At 70.2% G+C, this 17,544-nt stretch carries 10 protein-coding genes; 7 read left to right on the plus strand and 3 right to left on the minus strand.

Going from position 1 to position 17,544, the window contains the following annotated elements; all coding sequences use genetic code 11:
- The 7 genes from ACY0I8_RS06150 to ACY0I8_RS06180 all read left to right on the plus strand — a co-directional run.
- The coding region (locus tag ACY0I8_RS06150) for a CxxxxCH/CxxCH domain c-type cytochrome (RefSeq protein WP_461394052.1) at nucleotides 1-4,960 on the plus strand (4,960 nt) is incomplete at its 5' end.
- Nucleotides 4,961-4,989: 29 nt separating this feature from the next.
- Complete coding sequence (locus ACY0I8_RS06155; protein WP_461394053.1) at nucleotides 4,990-8,223, plus strand: Ig-like domain-containing protein; 3,234 nt, start codon at nucleotides 4,990-4,992, stop codon at nucleotides 8,221-8,223.
- 316 nt (nucleotides 8,224-8,539) lie between these two features.
- Nucleotides 8,540-8,776, plus strand: coding sequence for a hypothetical protein (locus ACY0I8_RS06160; RefSeq protein ID WP_461394054.1), 237 nt, complete (start codon nucleotides 8,540-8,542; stop codon nucleotides 8,774-8,776).
- Nucleotides 8,777-8,778: 2 nt separating this feature from the next.
- Nucleotides 8,779-9,003, plus strand: coding sequence for a DUF2283 domain-containing protein (locus ACY0I8_RS06165; protein ID WP_461394055.1), 225 nt, complete (start codon nucleotides 8,779-8,781; stop codon nucleotides 9,001-9,003).
- A 344-nt stretch (nucleotides 9,004-9,347) separates the two neighbouring features.
- Entirely contained in the window at nucleotides 9,348-10,664 is a 1,317-nt protein-coding gene (locus tag ACY0I8_RS06170; RefSeq protein WP_461394056.1) for an RCC1 domain-containing protein, read from the plus strand.
- Nucleotides 10,661-11,935, plus strand: coding sequence for a tetratricopeptide repeat protein (locus tag ACY0I8_RS06175; RefSeq protein WP_461394057.1), 1,275 nt, complete (start codon nucleotides 10,661-10,663; stop codon nucleotides 11,933-11,935). The genes ACY0I8_RS06170 and ACY0I8_RS06175 overlap by 4 nt, the downstream gene beginning before the upstream one ends.
- Before the next feature lie 21 nt (nucleotides 11,936-11,956).
- The gene (locus tag ACY0I8_RS06180) at nucleotides 11,957-14,149 is read left to right on the plus strand and encodes a spermidine synthase (RefSeq protein WP_461394058.1); all 2,193 of its coding nucleotides are present in this window, start codon (nucleotides 11,957-11,959) and stop codon (nucleotides 14,147-14,149) included.
- Nucleotides 14,150-14,164: 15 nt separating this feature from the next.
- Here ACY0I8_RS06180 and ACY0I8_RS06185 read toward each other — a convergent pair whose 3' ends face one another.
- The 3 genes from ACY0I8_RS06185 to mntA form a co-directional block, all read right to left on the minus strand.
- On the minus strand, nucleotides 14,165-15,460 hold the full coding sequence (locus ACY0I8_RS06185; RefSeq protein ID WP_461394059.1) for a carboxypeptidase regulatory-like domain-containing protein: 1,296 nt from the start codon (nucleotides 15,458-15,460) through the stop codon (nucleotides 14,165-14,167).
- Between the two features lie 70 nt (nucleotides 15,461-15,530).
- Nucleotides 15,531-17,009 carry a right-handed parallel beta-helix repeat-containing protein gene (locus ACY0I8_RS06190; protein WP_461394060.1) on the minus strand — a complete coding sequence of 493 codons (1,479 nt, stop codon included), beginning with the start codon at nucleotides 17,007-17,009 and terminating at the stop codon, nucleotides 15,531-15,533.
- Complete coding sequence (mntA, locus tag ACY0I8_RS06195) at nucleotides 17,002-17,439, minus strand: type VII toxin-antitoxin system MntA family adenylyltransferase antitoxin (RefSeq protein ID WP_461394061.1); 438 nt, start codon at nucleotides 17,437-17,439, stop codon at nucleotides 17,002-17,004. The genes ACY0I8_RS06190 and mntA overlap by 8 nt, the downstream gene beginning before the upstream one ends.
- Between the last annotated feature and the right edge of the window lie 105 nt (nucleotides 17,440-17,544).

The following is a 17,544-nucleotide window of genomic DNA, read 5'->3' on the forward strand; positions in this document are numbered from 1 at the left end:
CAACAACACCGCGAACATCTACATGGTCCGGCCGTCCCTGGAGGTGAAGAACCACGCCGTGCCCACCACCGGCGCCGACCGGACCACGGTGATCCCGGTGGTGTTTGAGGCGAAAAGCGGCCCCAACTCCTTCGACGACGGCGCCACCCAGTCCAACAACATGTGCGTGGCCTGCCACATCGACGCGAACCGGCCGGGCAGTTCCACGGCCCTGATCAACACCGACGGGAACCACATCGAACTCGACGGCTACACCTCCAACGAGCAGGGGAACGACTGTTCCGCCTGCCACGCCCACGACTACGACTCCAACGCCAGTTCGCCCGACGGGTTCATGCCGCTCCAGTGCGACGGGTGCCACGGGTTCCCGCCGGCCACCAACGCCCACGCGAAGCACGTGGCCACGGCCGGGTACGACTGCGGCAAGTGCCACCAGAACGCGGGGCTCCACAACGAAACCGGGGTGGCGTCGACCACCGAGTTCAACAACCTCATGACCACGAGCCCGGGCACCATCCGGAACAACGTGGACGTGGTGTTCGACGCCGGCCTGAACCCCAACGGAGCGTACAGCCTGGCCAAGGGGAGCCGTCCCAACGACACGGCGACCTACGGCACCTGTAACACGCTGTACTGCCACGGGGGCGACGCGACCCGGTTCCCGGCGGCCGACCAGGGCACCGACACCACCCCCGAGTGGAACAACCCGGCCACGGCCGCCTGCGGCACATGCCACAGGGCGACCGCGGCCACGCCCCCGGGGACCTTCGCCCACCCGACCCACGCCGGGAGCGCCGCGGGCTACGGGTTCGCCTGCGCCACCTGCCACGTGACGACCACCCTCAATGGCACGAGCGTGATCTACCCCTCCCACGCCAACGGCCAGGCCGACGTGGCCTTCAACGCCGGCGACTCCCGCCTCGACGCGAACTCCGCCTACGGCGGCACGGTCACGGTGGGCGACGCCCTGAGCGACCCCAACGACACCTGCTCCGGGACCTACTGCCACAGCCCGGGCAACGACACGGCGGCCCCCTACACCGAGGGCCCGGCGCAGGCGCTCCAGTGGGACCAGGCGGGTTCCTGCTGGAGCTGCCACGGAAACGGGGCGGGCGACGCCACCCCGGCCTACGCCGACGGCACGCCCAAGGCCAACAAGCACCCGAAGCACGTCGCGGCCAACGGGTATGGGTGCTCGGTGTGCCACTGGCCCACCACCCAGGACGCCACCGCGACGGGCGGAACGATCGCGAACCGGGCGAACCACGTGAACCGCGTCTACGACGTGGACGACGACAACCAGGGCGGAACCCTGGACGCGTTCACCTACTCGGCCGGGTCCTGCTCGGCCGCCAACTGCCACGGCGGCGGCTCCGCGGCCTGGACCGACGCCGGGCCCATCGCCTGCGACGTGTGCCACAGCCGGGTGAACGGCTCCAAGACCGGCGTGGCCGACGTGAACAACTTCTCGTTCGGGGACGGCGTGCAGTCCAAGGTGAACGACGTGCCCACCTCGGGCGAGTACGCCACGGCGGGCCACGGCGCCAAGGGCAAGGCCTGCACCGACTGCCACGACACCGGGGTGGACCACGACACCTCGGCCGGCCTGACCGGGTCGAACCCCTTCCGGCTCAAGGACCAGGACGCCGGAACGGGGGGCGTGCAGTTCTCGTGTTCCTACACGGGGGCGGGCTGCCACGTGCCCGGCACCATCGGGCCCCGGACGAGCCTCGACATCTCCACCTTCACCACCCACTCCTCGGCCGCCATGACGGCCAAGGGGTACGCGCCCAAGTACACCTGGAGCTTCGAGCCCGAGTGCGTGAACTGCCACGACCCCCACGGCGACGACGCGAACCTCTCGATGATCCAGCGGGAACTCTACGACAAGGCCCAGTTCGCCCTGCCCGGGGGGCCCCCGCCGGCCGAGCCCACGGAGCAGACCGCCCTCGTGTTCACCGACGACACGACGGGCCAGAGCCCGGCCGGCACGAGCTACGCCGACAGCGACGCGCCGTTTTCGAGCATCTGCCAGGAGTGCCACGAGGGCACCCCGGGCGTGGACACCCCCTACGCCTTCGTGGACGGCACGAGCGCGTCCACCGGGATCCACCCGGGCGGCACCGGGAACCCGGGGGACTGCTCCGGGTGCCACAAGCACGACAGCGCGTTCAAACCGAGCGGGTGCTCGGGCTGCCACGGCGGCGGCACCACGGGCGCGAGCGCCGACAACTACTGGCCCGACAGCTCCAACGCCCGGGCCGAGAACACCGCCGGCCGCCACCCCAAGCACCTGGAGCAGTTGGCTTTCCACGTGTACGGGGAGACCCTGGCCGAGCTCCTCACGGACAACACGGCCCAAAACCCGGGCCTGAGCTCCGACCAGAAGCAAAAGGAGCTGTGCTCCTACTGCCACAACACCCCGGGCGCCGACGCCGACCACTCCACGAGCCTGCCGGCCGAGGTGAACAGCATGTTCACCATCTGGAGCAAGGCGGCCGACAACGGGGCGTACGACAACGCGGCCGACACCTGCGCCAACGTGGACTGCCACAACAACAAGCTCACGACCGACGGCACCTTCGGGTGGTACGACGCGGGCGCGTCCACCTGCACCATGTGCCACACCCCCGGCGGCCACACGGGCGGGTTCGCGAACCCCACCACGGGCCTCCACGACGTGGTGCCCACGGTCTCCGGCGTGCAGCACGGCGACAGCTTCCCGTACAACGGCGGGGCCAACACGGCCGACTGCACCACCTGCCACACGGCGAGCCCCTCCACGGCCCACCTGAACGGCACGGCCGACCTGAGCGCGCCCACCATCCAGTTCGCGGCCAACGTGGGCTTTACCGACGGGACGCCCCCCACCTGCGCCCCGAGCCTTACGGGCTGCCACCTGGAGCAGACCGTGGGAGAGAGTTGGTCGAGGAAGTGGCACGAAAACGCCGCGGCCACGAACGGGACCGAGTGCGCAGGGTGTCACGGCGACTGGACCAACGGCTGGAACGCCGGGGTGACCCACCGCACCGACGGCGGGCCCCGGGCCCACGCCACGGGTACGAACTACGAGTGCAAGGACTGCCACGCCCTGGAGTCCGCCGGGTACACGTTCACGAGTGTCACGGCCGACTGGAACCAGTCGGCCGGGGAAACCTCCAATCACGGCGACGCCCAGATCACGATGAACGTGAACGGGACCTCGTTTGGTCGCAACGGCACGGGCCTGTCGGGGTGCAGCGCCTGCCACGCGGCCTACGATGGCGCCTCTGCCGGGAGCCACTCGTTCGTGACGACCGCCTGGACCCTGCAGGGGGTTTCGGGGGACGTGCCGAGCGTGAACTGCTCGTCGTGCCACGACGACGGCGGGGCGAGCGGCGCCCCCCAGGTCAACGCCGCGAGCCCCCACACCGACGCGGACGGCGCCGGCGCCACCTGGGCCGCGGGCGACTGCTCGGCCTGCCACACGGGCCACGTGGGCGCGGCCGGCGGGGTGGACATCCCGCTCCCGCCGACGAGCTGGAACAACCGCACCGACGGGTCGGGCACCACGATGAATATGCAGACCCAGCTCGGGCTCACATACTCCCACGGCGGCATCCACCTGGGCGGGAGCGCCACGAGCGGCACGACCGAGGCGGAGATCTGCTGGAACTGCCATGCCAACGTGGGCGTGAGCGAGTGGGGGGTGAACACCGACACGAACGGCAGTTATCCGAACTATGATTTCGGGTCCCTCGACACCCCCAACTGGACCACGGCCACCTGGACGAGCGCCCAGGGGCTTTTCAGCTACAAGACGGGGGCGATCCAGTCGACGCACTCGGTGAATTTTACCTCGGGTACGGCCGACCTGACGGGCGGGCCCTACGGCTACACCGAGACGAAGGACGCCGTGGGGAACATCCGCTGCTCCTACTGCCACGACGTCCACGACCTGAACCGGGCGAGCGGCGACGCCCAGTCGGGCCCCCCGCACCTCAGGGGCTCGTGGATGGGGAACCCCTACTTCGAAGACGGCGCGCCCACCGGCGCCTACAACTACTACTCGTTCTTCGAGAACTTCGGGGCCGTGCCCCGGGGCTGGCACTCGAGCGCGGCCGGCATGGACAATGCCGACCTCCTGGGCGGGTGGATGATCGACCAGAACATGACGAACACCGGAAACGGCACCTACCCGCCCAACTGGACCCTTTCGCAGTCGGCGGGGCTTTGCACCCTGTGCCACGGCACCGACGTGGACAACATGGACTGGAAGACGGGCGAGGGGCTCTGGGTCGGCACCAACGGCCACTCGAATGCGGTGATCGGGGGCAGCGGAGCCTTGAAGTCCAACATCTACAGCCCATCCATCCGGGGCGAGGGCACGACCTACACCCAGCCCAAGATGGGGTACCAGATGAACGGGTCGGGCGGGGCCGAGCGCGACCGGATGTACGGGCTGCGAAACTACCAGGGGAACAGTCAGAGCACTTCGTCTAGCGACATGACCACCGACAACAACCGGGGCGTGTACCCCTATGCCCACTCCTACACCGACAACAAGGTCCGCTACGCCTACGAGGCAGGCCGGGGAAGCGGTTTCACAAGCGTCTGGGGCGTGGACCAGAGCACCTCGACCGCCCAAACTAAGTATCACAACTTCCCGTGCTCCAAGTGCCACAACCCGCACGCCTCGCGGCTCCCGAAGCTCATGATCACGAACTGCCTGGACGTTGTGCACAACACCTGGGACGACAACTTCACCGGGGACCCGGATTGGACGAGCGGGTATGCCCGGTCGACCATCAACTGGTCGACGACCAACATCTTCAGCGCGAGCGTGCAGGCGGCCGGCAAGAACAAGGAGTTCGCCTACGCCCGGAGCGCCCAGAACTGCCACCGGTTCGTGGACGCCGACGGGAACAACGTGATGGACTCCGGCGACGAGCCCGGCTGGAACAAGGTGACGCCGTGGTGAGCCGGCCGAAGAAGCGGAGAGGTGAGGCCATGAGGACGCGTGGTGCGACGTGGACGGTTCTTCTGGCGGCCCTGGGCCTAGCCGGCCTTCTGGCCGGTCCCGCCGGGGCCGGGGTGCGGCTCCGGGCCGCCCCCGCCGAGGGGCCTTCCGGGGCCGTGCGGCTCGAGGGCGGCAAGGTGGAGACCGGCCGGACCGGGCCGGGGTGGCGCTCGGCGCTGGCCGACGACACGGCCGGAGCGGAGGAGGCCGTGGTCGTGGACCTGGCGGGCCAGTCGGCGCTCCTCGACCCGGCCTCGGGGAGCCTCACTCTGGTGCTCGAGTACACGGGCCCCCGGCCGGAGGGCTCCGCCTGGGACGGGCTCGTCCAGTTCCTGGACGCCCAGGGCCGGAGCCTCGTGGCGCTCTCCGTGGCCTGGAACCGTACGGCGGACGGGCGGCCCACCCTCTACTTCGTGGGCGAGGAGCGGGTGTGGGGGGAGCTGTTTCCGTGCCCCCTGCCGCGACCGGGCGAGGAGCTGCGGGTGACGCTCACCTGGGACGGGGATCCAACGCGAAACCGCGTGCTGGTGAACGGCCGGGTGCTCAAGGGATACCGGTATGGCGGCGACCCGATTTCCGAGCCCGACCGGGCCCGGGTGGCGTTCGTGCGGGTGGCCGAGCGGGCGGCCCGGATCGTGCTGGGCGCCGAGGTGGGCACGGACGGGGACGGAACCCCCTGGACCTGGTCGCCTATGACCCGCTTTCTCCTCAGGGAGTTCACCCTGACCGGGGCCGGACCGGGCCTCGCCGTGGCCGGCGTGGCCGCGGAGCGCACGCTCGTGGGAGCGGGCCAGGAGATCGCGGTGACCCTGACCGGGAGCCCGGACGCCGAGGCCTCGTTCACGATCGCCGGGGTGACCGCGAACGTGGCCATGACGGAGGTGGACGACGGGGTGTACGTGGGGAAGGTGGCCGTACCCGAAGGGGTGAACGGCACCTTCGGCCTCACGGGGGCGCTCACCGACCCATCCACGGGGGAGAAAGCGAGCCTCTCTGGCCCCTCGATCACCATCGACACCACAGCGCCCGAGCCGGTGCCCGCCGGCCGGATCCTGGCCTCGTCGCCCTGGCCGGGGGAGATCGAGGTGACCTGGCAGGCGAGCCCCTCGGCCGACGTGGACCATTACGAGATCTTCCGGGGCGAGGGGGGGGACCCGGATCTTGCGGGCGCCCCGTATGAGACGACCCGGGAACTCTCGTTCACCGACACGGCCGTGGTGCCGGGCCTTGCCTACCGCTACGCCGTGGTGGCCGTGGACCGGGCGGGGAACCGGAGCGCCCCGAGCGAGGTCGTGGCGGCCGAGGCCGCCCCCGGCGAGGGCCCGGCGATCACGGCGGTGACCGTGGAGCCCTTCGGGAAGCCCGCGAAGCCCGGGGAGACCGTGACCGTGACCGTGGTGGCCCAGAGCGGGGCCGCGGTGACCGCGGACATCGGCACCCTCGTCCAGGCCCTCCCACTCACCGAAGAGGGTCGCACGGGCCGGTACACCGGGACCTACACCGTGGCCGACGCCGACGTGGGTCCCACGAAGGCGCTCCACCGGGTCGTGGTCCACGTGGCCGACGCCTACGGTTCGGCCGACCGGGCCGGGCCGGAGCTCGCCGTGGTGGGCCTGGATGCCCTGAACGACACCACCCCTCCGGTCATCGCCTCGGCCGAGCATGACTTCTTCTCGGCCGTGGGGTTTAGCGGCAAGCTCGTGGCTGGGGACGTCTTGACCGTGACCCTCACGGGCGAGCCCGGGGGCTACGCCACCTTCGACCTTCCGGGCGTGGCCGAGGGGATTGCCATGGCCGAGGTGGAGCCCGGCACCTACCGGGGCACCTACACCGTGGGGTGGGACGACGAGGGGGCCGAGGTGCCGGTGATCGTGCATCTGGCGGACGACGCGGGGAACGTGACCACCCAGCCCGTTGGGCGGCCGGTATCGTTCGACACCCGGGTGCGGCTCTTTGTCACGGCCCGGGACGCGCTCCTCCCGGCGGACCAGAAGGCGACGACCCGGCTTACGGTGAAGGCCGAGAACGCGAACGGCGACCCGGTCTCGGGCCACGAACTCGCGCTCACCCTTTCCACCACCGAGGAGTACACGGGCGTGGTGGGCGGGGGCCGGCTGGAGGACAAAGAGGCCCGGATGGACGACGTGGACGACGTGGAGGTCAAATGGGGCGGGGTGACCGACGCCTTCGGGGAGGTCACGGCGACCTACACGGCGGGGTTTGCGGCCAAGACGGCCCTGGTCGTGGCGAAGGACCTCACCACGGGCGACGTGGGCGCCGGGTGGCTTAACACCTACGTGGCCTCCACCGTGGCGATCGAGCTCTATCCCCGGGCCCAGAAGGGGATGGAGGACCGGGCGGTGCTCACGATGACCGCGGAGCCCGCGTGGCTCACGGCGGACGGCCGGTCCACGAGCCGGGTGAAAGCGAAGCTCCTGGACCTCCAGGGGAACCCCATCGAGGGGGCTCGGGTGAGCTTCGCCCTGGGGAACGAGAACGGGCGGCTTCGGGTGCTCCGGGGCGGGCGCACCGACGAGCGGGGCATCGCCGAGGCCGAGTACCGGGCCGGCACCGTGGCGGGGTTCGTCACGATCACGGCCGCGAGCGAGGAGTGGGGCGTCACCCAGGCCCTCCAGATCGAGCTCCGGGCCGACGCGCCGGCCAAGATCGAGCTCGTGGCCGGTGCCGACCGGCTTCCCACGGGCGGGGAGACGGCGCTCTCGGTGCGGGTGACCGACATCCACGACAACCCGAACGTCGACGTGCCGGTGACCTTCGCCGTGCTGGAGGGCTCGGGGACGGTGAATCCGGAGGCGATCCAGACCGACCGCAACGGCGAGGGGCAGACCACCTTCCGGGCCGGGTCCCGGCCGGGCACGGTGATCGTGGAGGCGCGGCACACGAGCCGGGCGCCGACGGAGGAGGAACTCCGGCGGATCTACGGCACGGTGTTCGTGCCGCGGCTCGCCGAGCGCCAGGAGCGCGACCGGGTGAAGGTGGCCGAGTGGCTGGTGGAGCCCGGGGACGAGGTGGTGAAAGGCCAGCCCCTGGTGGTGCTGGAGGGCCGCCGCACCACCTGGACCCTCGGGGCGCCGGCCGCCGGCACCTTCGTGCGCCGGGTCAAGCACCGCCGCGACCGGGTGGAACTGGGCGACACCCTCGGGTACATTGAGATCGACCCGGACGCCTGGGCGGACGAGTACGCGGGGACGTTGGGACGGTAGGAGGCTGGCACGCTAGCGCGCGCGGAGCCCTGCGGGGCCTGGCAACAATGGGGCATGGCGGCCGGCCAGGGGCTTGGTGTGGGAGCGCCTTCCAAGGCGCGATCCGGGTTGGAGTCCGGCGGGACGAGAGGTCGCGGCGGGACGGCGGTGTGCACAGGCTGGAATACGGTCCGATCCACGCACCACGGGGGTTCTCCGTCGCCTCGGTGCCCGACCGTTTCGTCATCTGGCCGAGTTTAGATGGAAACGGGGAGTCTGGAAGAAGCAGGTGTGTTCCTGGGGAGTGCAGTGTTCGGCGAGTGTATGGGGCGGGCGTGTGAAGACCACGAGGTACTTCCGGGAGCAGGTACTCCGAAAGAGGGCCTATCTTCGGTCCGAGTGGATTGAGGCGGCTCTGAGCAAGCCGGTGGCTGAGGAGGTGGAGCCTAACGGCCGGATCCGAAGGTGGATCTATGTCGAAGAACTAGGAAAATACCTTCGCGTTGTTACCCTGGAGGATGGCTGCACCGTCCACAACGCGTTTCCCGATCGAAGATTTAAGCCGAGGTTTTGACCATGAAAGTGGCTTACTACCCGGAAACCGACTCCCTGTACATCGAACTGTCGGCAACCCCTGCTGCGGATTCCGTGGAGGTGGTGGAGGGGGTTGTGATCGATGTCGATGCGAGAGGAGTGCCGGTTGGGATCGGCATCGACCCGGCACGCGGGGTCGTGGACCTTGAGTCGATCGATCTGCGGTTGTGGCAGGGAGATAGGGAAAAGGTCGGGAGCGCCGGTTGACGGGATAGGCGGCGACCGGCTTCGCTCGCCGTGCGCCAGAGGAAGTCGAGGCGAGATGCGCGAACGAGCAACGACCCGCGACCAACGATTCACGATTTAGATTTACGGCCTTTAGCCCCCCAACCCAAAGGAGCGAGCCATGAAGAAGACGACCTACGTGAAGCCCAAGGTGGTGGGAACCTCGAGCGTGCACCCCTGCTAACGTGGAGTGGGGTGGGCAGCGACAAAGGGGCCGGACGGACCGGCCCCTTTGTTGTCGGTGGCCGGGGAGTTGCCGTTTTTTTGGTTCGCGGTACTCTGCGCGTAGAGGCGAGAAAGGGGATGGGGGAGGAGAGGGGACGAGGATGAAGCGCATGTCGAGTGTCGAATGGGGCCGCGTTCTGGCCGTCGCGGGAGTCTTGGCGGGGGCGGTGGGCGCATGGTCGGGGCCGGTGCCCCCGCAGAGACCGCTCGTGGCGGCCGGCGCGGGGCATTCGATGGTCTTGGACGTTGAGGGACGCCTGTGGGCGTGGGGTTGGAATGCGCACGGGCAGTTGGGTGTGAGAGACACCGCGGACCGACACGAGCCGGTGGAAGTGACCGCTACCGGGTGCGACAGGTGGGCCGCGGTGGCTGCGTACGGGCGTTTCACGGCCGGGGTTTGTGCCGACGACGGGTCGCTGTGGACCTGGGGTTACGACTTCGATGGGCAGTTGGGAGATGGGGAACCGAGGCAGGACGTGTGGTCGCCGGCCCGCATCTCGGCAGGCGGCGACTGGAACGGGGTGACGGCCGGCCTGGATCACGGGATAGCCGTGGCCACGAATTCTCTGTGGTCGTGGGGGTGGAACAAGAACGGGCAAGCGGGCAGTTCTCCCGACGCCAATCAGGTGATCGAGACGCCCGAAAAGATGGTTGGAGTACCGGAAGAGGGCTGGGTCTGGCTCGGGGCCGGTCGGGACCACTCGCTCGCCGTGGACACCGCCGGCCGGCTGTGGGGCTGGGGGCGCAAGGAGTACGGGCAACTGGGTGACGGCATCGGCGGGGCCACGGAGCCCGACCGGGGTGACCCGAGGGAGATCCCTCACCCGGATGGAAGGAAGTGGGCTGCTGCAACGGGAGGCGCCGACCACACCCTGGCCATCGACGAGGACGGTGCTCTCTGGGCCTGGGGCAGGAACCACAAGGGTCAGTTGGGCGTGGGAGATACCGCGGACCGCGGGGAACCCGTGCGCGTGGGGACGGTAACGGGGTGGGTTGCCGTGGCCGCTGCGGGGGATTTCAGCGTGGCGATCCGCACAGACGGGACCCTGTGGGCATGGGGCGAGAACCGATTCGGCCAACTCGGGTTGGGCAACACCGAGAATCGCCTTGTCCCCACGCAGGTAGGGTCGGACACGGACTGGGCGGCCGTGGACGCCGGGCAGGAGGATATGCCGGTCGAGGTTCCTGGGGGGGACCCACTGGAACCCGGAGGGCACGTGATCGCCCTGAAGTCGGACGGGCGGGTGTTTGCTTGGGGTCGGAATACCCGCGGGCAGCTGGGGGACGGAACCACTGAGGACCGCTGGAGCCCGGTCGAGGTGTTCCGGGTGGCGGTGTCGGCGCCGACTGGCGGGGGAGGCGGCGGGGGAGGGGGCGGGTGTTTTCTCCAGGCGGTCGCCTGGGGAGCGGGTAGGTGACCGGTCAGGCGATGTGGCGCGGATTCCGGCGGGCGTCGCAGGCGGCGCTCGCCGTTCTTGCGTTCATGATCGGAGCGAACGCCGCCGCGGCACCCGCGGTGTTCGAGGAGGCGTCGGAGGCCGTCGCCCGGTGGACGGGCGAGCCGGGCCGGGCGCTCGTGCTCCTCAGCCGGGATCCGTACTTGGTGCCGCTCCCCCCGCCTGTCCGGGCGAAGGCGCTCGGCGCCCTTGGTCCGAGCGTGTCCGACGTCGGGCGTGGTGCACGATGGGAGTCGGCCGATCCCCCCTTCCTACCCGAAAACGCCGTCCGGTTGGCGCTGGCGACGGGCCGGATCGGTGCCCTCGTGTGGGTGGTGCCCGTGCCGGCGCGCCTATTGGCGGATGCCCGTGTGGAAATCGTCCTCGATCAGATGCGCGACCGCGGACTCATTTCGGAGGGGGAGAGAGCGACGTTTCAGGTGGTCCAGGGCTGGGGCCGCGGCCATGTGGAAGGGGTGCCCACGGTCATCGGGTTTCGGCTGGAGGAGGTTGGCGACGCGTTGGGGGGGCGGCCTTACGGGATGCACGTCGATCTCAGCTATCTCAGCGCCTTGTACCTCGACGAGGTCCGAACGCCCGTGTTCGGGTTGCTCCAGGACGTGGCGCGGCAGATCGTGTCTTTGGCCAAAGGGGCCGACGGCGTCACCTTCTCTTTCTCCAACGGCCCACTCGGTGTGCCCTTGGACTTCCGGTTCGCGGGCCGGAGGCTCCTGGACGTGATGCAAGCCCCAAGCGTGTTGGAGCAACCGCTCCCTACCTCTTGGCGGGAGAGGGCGCGGGCGCTGTTTCTCTCCTCGATGCTCGAGGTTGAGGGGGCGCTCACCGTGTGCCGGGAGTTGACGGGAACCGATCCGGGTGACCCCGACGCCTGGTACGCCCGGTTCCGGGCCGAGGCCGCGGCGGGGCGAACCGAGGAGGCGCTGCGGTCGCTGGAACGGGCGGCAACGCTCGATGCCGCCTATGGCCTCGAATATGCTGTGCAGGCGGGCGGGGCGCTGGAGGCGGGGGACCTGGTCGGGGCGCTTCGGATGCTGGATCTCGCCCTGCGGTACCGCCCATGGGACGACCTGGCCCGGCTCGCCCGGGCGGAGGTCTTGGTACGCCTGGGCCACGAGCGGGCGGCCGGGGCGGTGGAGGAGGTGCGGCGGCTCGCGTGGTCACCGGTGTTCCATCCGGACGCGGCGGCCCGGGTCGCGGCCCTGGCCGAAGGGTTGGGGATCTCCTCCCCGTAGTCGGAGATGTCGGGCGATGTCATGACGGCGGTTCGCGTGCTGTGCGCCGCCTCCGGATTCGCGGCGCTCGGGATCGAGGTGCTCTGGTTCCGGGCTCTGGAACTCGTGCTCGGGGCCTCTCCGCCGGCTCTCGCCGCGGTCGTGTCCGGATACATGGGCGGCATGGCCCTCGGGACCTGGGCGGTGGGCTGGGCCCTCGAGCGAAGACGCTGGGGGCCGGGACCGGCGCTGGTGGCCGCCCACGCCGGGATCGCGGCTTCGGCCGTTCCGCTGGCGCTCGCGAGTTGGGCACACCCCGCGGCCCAGGGTGCGCTGCGCTGGGGGGGAGGCGCCGGTGGGGCTCTTGCCGCAGCTCTGGCCGCGGTGCCGGCGGCCGCCGTGTTGCCGGCCCTGGCCGCGGGGACCGGTACCCGGACGGGGCGGCTGCCGTCGCTTTACGGCTGGCTGGTGGTGGGGGGAGCCGCGGGGCTTGTTGCCACGGGCTGCCTTGGCATCGAGGCGTTGGGCCTTCGGGGGAGCGCGGCCGGGTTGGCGCTGGTGGCGGCAGCGGCGGCCCTCGGGTTCGGCCGCGTCCGGAGGGGAGCGTTGCCCTGGGAGGGGGGCGCTGAGGACACGGCGGCGGCAGAAGCCCCACTGGGTTGGGGAGCGGCAGCGCTCGGGTTTGCGTTCGGGTTCCTGACCCTGGGCTTGGAGGTGCTCACCGCCCGGCTGCTGACGCCGGTGGTGGGGGTGGGCGTGTACGGTGCGGTTCTGTCCCTGGCGCCGTTCCTCCTCGGGCTGGGTGCGGGGGGCTGGGTCGCGGCGCGCTTTCGGCCCGAACGGGGTCCGTGGTGCGCTCTGGCCGCCACGGCGGGGTTCTCAGCGCTGGCGTGGGCGTTGGCTCGCCTTCCGGAGGCCACGTTGCGGCTTGCCCTGCATCTGCCTCCAAGCGGGGTGTGGTGGGGGGACCTCACGGCGGCCCAGGTGGTGTGCGTCCTGGTCGTCGTGCTGCCCGGAACGCTTTGGGCGGGCACCTTGCTTCCACTGTTGTGGCGAAGCGCGCGGAGGTCCACGGGAGCCTTCGGAACGGTGGTCGCGGCGAACACCGCGGGGGCGGTGCTGGGGCCCCTTGCGGCGAACGCTTCGCTGGTGCCGCGGTGCGGCGTGTTCGGAAGTTACAAGCTCCTGGCCGCGGGGTACGCAGTGGTGGCCGGAGCCTGGTGGGCCTGCCGATCCGGTCCCCGCCGGGCCGGGGCATTCACGTTGACGGCCGCGGCCGCGATAGCGCTCCTTTCGGCCGCCCCCGCGCCGCCCCCCATGGTCTGGCACGCGGGGGTGTACTGGGCCGCCCCGCGGTACGCGCGCATGCTGGAACGGGTGGATGGAAAACCCGGGCCGCTGGATCCGGCGGGCCTGCCCGCGGTGCTCCAGGTCATCGAGGGACCCGTGGCGAGTGTGGTGGTGGCCGAAAGCCGCGGGCAGCGGTTCCTGGTGGTGGATGGAAAACCTGCGTCGAACACCCTGATGGACCAACCCACCCAGGTGTTTCTGGCCCGGTTGCCCCTGCTCGTGAGGCCGGCTGCCAAGCGGGTGCTGGTGATCGGGTGGGGAAGCGGCCAGACCGTGGCCGAGGTGCTCCGGTTTCCCGTGGAGCGGGTGACCTGTGTGGAGATCTCGCCCGAGGTGGTTGCGGCGGCGCCGTGGTTTCGGGCGGTGAACGCGGGGGTCCGGGAAGACCCGCGGTTCACGCTCGTGGTGGACGACGCCCGGCACTATCTCGCCACGACGCCGGAGCGGTTCGACGTAATCATCTCCCAGCCGTCGAACCCCTGGGTGGGGGCCTCCTGGTCCCTTTTCACCCGGGAGTTCCTGGCCATCTGCCGGGAGCGCCTCACGCCGGGCGGGACCCTGGTCCAGTGGTTTCAGGCCTACGGCACCTCGGCGGAAGACTGGGCGCTGTTCGAGGCCACCTTCGCGTCGGTGTTCCCGTCGTGGACCCTGTGGGCGCCACGCCCGGGGGACGCCGTGTTCCTAACCCCCCCTGCGGAACCGGACGCCCTCCCTGCGGAGGCGGGGGGCGAGCGGGGCGCGTACGTGGGGTGGTTCGAGCGGGGGGAAGCGGTGCCGCCGGGCGAGGTGAACACCGACGACCGCCCGGTCCTGGCGTTTCGGACGGCCAGGCATCTCTTTACCCATGCGGTGAGGGTCGGCCCGGGAGCAAAAAGCCTCCGGTGAAACGCCTCGACGGACTCAGCGCCGCCGGACGACCCGCATCCCGTCGGTACGGGCGGCGACGAACGCGTAGTCACCCTCCACGTACACGTTCATGGCGAACGGCACCGTGTCGTCGGTCTGCCAGGCGAACCGGGGCCGGTGGGGGTCGGCGTAGTCCACCACGATGAGGCCGTCTCGCACGGCCCCCAGGTACACCCGCCCGGCCTCTGCGGTCAGCCCCTCCAGTTGGAGCACGCCCACCCTCAGCGTGGCTCCCTGGCCCAGGAGTTCGGTCGAGTCGACAATCCCGACGAGCCGGGGACTGAGGGGATCCCGGACGTCGTAGTGGTACACCCGGTTCGCGGCGACGTATGCGTAGGTGCCGTCGAGGACGCAGTCCACGCCCTCGTCTTCCTCGTCCGATCGCCACACGACCTGCGGGTTGGCTGGGTCGGCGACGTCGATCACGGTGAACACCGGGCCGCCGCGGGTGGCGACGAACGCGTACCCGTTGCGCACCTCGACACCTTCGCCCTTTATGGGAAGGCTGGCAAGGAGGGCGGGAGCGGCTGGGTCGTCGACGCGGTAGGTTTGGAAGCTACGGCTCCCCACGGTGTAGACGACCTGGCCGGAAAGGTCCAAGCCGTACACCTGATTATCCGTGACCGCCTCGCCGAGTTTCCGCGGATGGGCCGGATCCTCCAGGGCATAGACGGCCACCCCGCCGCCCTCCGCATCGTTCCAGCCGCAGTACCAGAGCGGCCAGTCCAAGGCCCCCGCCTCGCAGATGCGATCCCCGAACACGCCGCCCACGAACCGGGGGGCGGTGGGGTCGGTGACATCGATCACCTCGAACCCGTTCGCCGTGTCGCACAGGATCGCGTAGCCATGCCCCACGACGATGTCCTGAACGGCAAAGGCGGTGAGTCCTGGGTTTGCCGAACGGATATCCCCGCCTGTCACGGCCCCGACGGTGTGGCCCACACCCGGAACTCGGGTGAGTACCATACTGACCGTTTCCGTTTCCCCGTCCTCGAGTTGGACAGTTTTCTCGGCCGCGTAAAGGTCGGCAAGGTAACTTGCGGTCAGGAGGAGGTTTCCCGGCGGGACTTCGCTGAACACGAAAGCGCCCGTTTGGTCGGTAATGGTTTCGTTCCCCGCCGACAGAGCGACTCTCGCCCCCGCCACGGGGGCCCCCTCGAGCATGACGGTCCCGTCAACCCGAGAGATGGAAGCAGTGTCGGTCCCGTTTCCGCAGCCTCCTGGACCCAGGGCCGCCGCGAGCACCATGCTCACAAGACAAACCGAGCGAAACGACCTGTCGAGGCGCATCGTCTCCACCTCTCAGGGGGGTGAACTTAACTTGGGGTATACATACCCCTGAGGCAGGGAACCGGCAAGTCTACCGATTTTTCATAGGTTGTTCCGGCGGCGGGCCCCTACCGCCTGGATCTGATGGAATGTCTCGCTCCTGGCGCGGAACCCACGCCGGCGGCCCCGCGGGGATGCCTCGCCCGAGGGGCGGGTCGTACCGCACCATGTCGAGCCGGAACGTCTCGTCGCCCGTGCCCCAGTCGGGGTAGGTGACCTCGGGCTGGTCGCGGCCGTCCCAGAGGCGGGTGAGGTTGGCCTCGGGGCCGGCGGCCATCTCGGCCAGGGTGTCGGCGTCCCAGGCGTTTTGGGAGACGTCCACGGTGCCGGCGGCCTCCGGCAGTCTCCCGGCACCCTGCATCATGGGGTTTCGGGTGTTTCGGCCCCGGGCGTTTTGCAGGGTGTACCCCGCCGAGCCCTGTCGCCGCTCCCAGTCGGCCGACATGAACCGGCCGAGCCTCACGTGCCACTCGTTTTTCTCGAACCGGTTCCCCCGGACCTCGGGGTAGGACGAGAAGTCGAGGAACAGGGCGACCCCGTTCCCCCGGAACCGGTTCCCGAACACCTTGGCCCCGCTCTTGTGGTCGAGGCGCACGGCCTCCCCGTTTTCCTCGAAGGCGTTGAACCGAAGGAGCGGTCCGCAGAACTCCTTGGCGTCGAACGCCCTCTTGTTCTTCCGAAACTCGCTCGCCTCCACCAGCGGGTGGCTGGTGGACCAGGCGGCGACACCCACCTCGTTTTCGGCGAACCGGCAAAACGAGATCCGGGGGCTCCGGCGCGACTGGCGAAGGAACACGGCCGCGCCGGTCTGCCCCGTGAAGGCGCAGTCCTCGATCGCCGTGTCGGCCCCGTTCATCTGGCCGTAGCCGGTTTCGTTCGCCTCGAACCGGCTGCCCCGCACCGTGAGCCGCACCGAGTTGCCGGCGCCCACCCCGACCTTGTTCCTCCGGAACACGGCGTCGTCCACCGTGACGAGCGCGCCGTTGTCCGCCGCGAGGCCGAGGTCGTTCTCCTCGAACGTGACGTCCCGGAGGACGCCCCGGGTGCGCATCTGGAGCCGCAGGGCCGTGGCGTTTCGGCGGAACGCCGAGTCCGTGACCACGACCGTCCCGGCCGTGGCCCCGACCACGGTGCCGCACCCCTCGGCCTCCACCCGGTGGAGCCGCAAAACGGCCTCGGGCGCGTTCATCTGGAAGACGGCCGTCGGGGCCTCCCGGGTGCCCCGGATCCGCACCGGCGCCTCCCCGGCCCCCAGGAGATAGGCCTTCCCCTGCACGAGCACGGTGCCCTCCGGGCCGGCCGCGATCTCGGTGCCGGGTTCGACCACGAGGGTCTGCCCGGCCTCCACCGTGAGCGGCCGATCGAGCGCCACGCCCCCACTCCAGCGGATCTGGGTTTCTTCGGCCCGCACGCAGACGGCAAAGGCCACGAGGCACGCGGCGCCGACGAGCCGCAGTTGGCCCCCTAGCCTCCCAGCTTTCCAGCCTTCCAGCCCGAAGCGGTCAACCATCGGGTAGGGCCTCCTTGGCCTTGCGGGCGCGCACCTGGCGGTAGATGCGGCGGCGGTGCTCGCCGTCGAGCCAGAGCTTTCGGCTGCGTACGACCCAGGCGATGCGGGCGTTACGGTCGCGCTCCCAAAGAAGCCGGCCCTTCCTCCGCACCTCGCGCTGGAGCACGGGGTCGGCCCGGTTCAGGTACACCACGTCCACGCGGGTGCCGAGGCGGTCCTCGAGTTCCCCCATGACCCGGAGGATGTGGTCGTAGTTCTCGAGGTAGTCGAACCCCTCGCGCATGAGGAGCGCCACGTCCACGTCGCTTCCCGGCTTCTCCCGCCCGGTGGCCCGGGAGCCGAAGAGATAGGCCGCCACCACGTCGGGGTCGTCGCCCACCACCTCGACGACGGCGCGGCGGATCGTCTCGATGTCGGGTGAGGCGCTCACGTGGGGAACCCCCTGGCCGTGGTGTCGGTCATACTGATTAGGCAGTATAATACGGCGGCACGGCCAAGAACCAAGGCGGGGCCATGGTCGCGGCATTCCCGGAAG

The sequence above is a fragment of the Deferrisoma sp. genome, assembly GCF_054681715.1.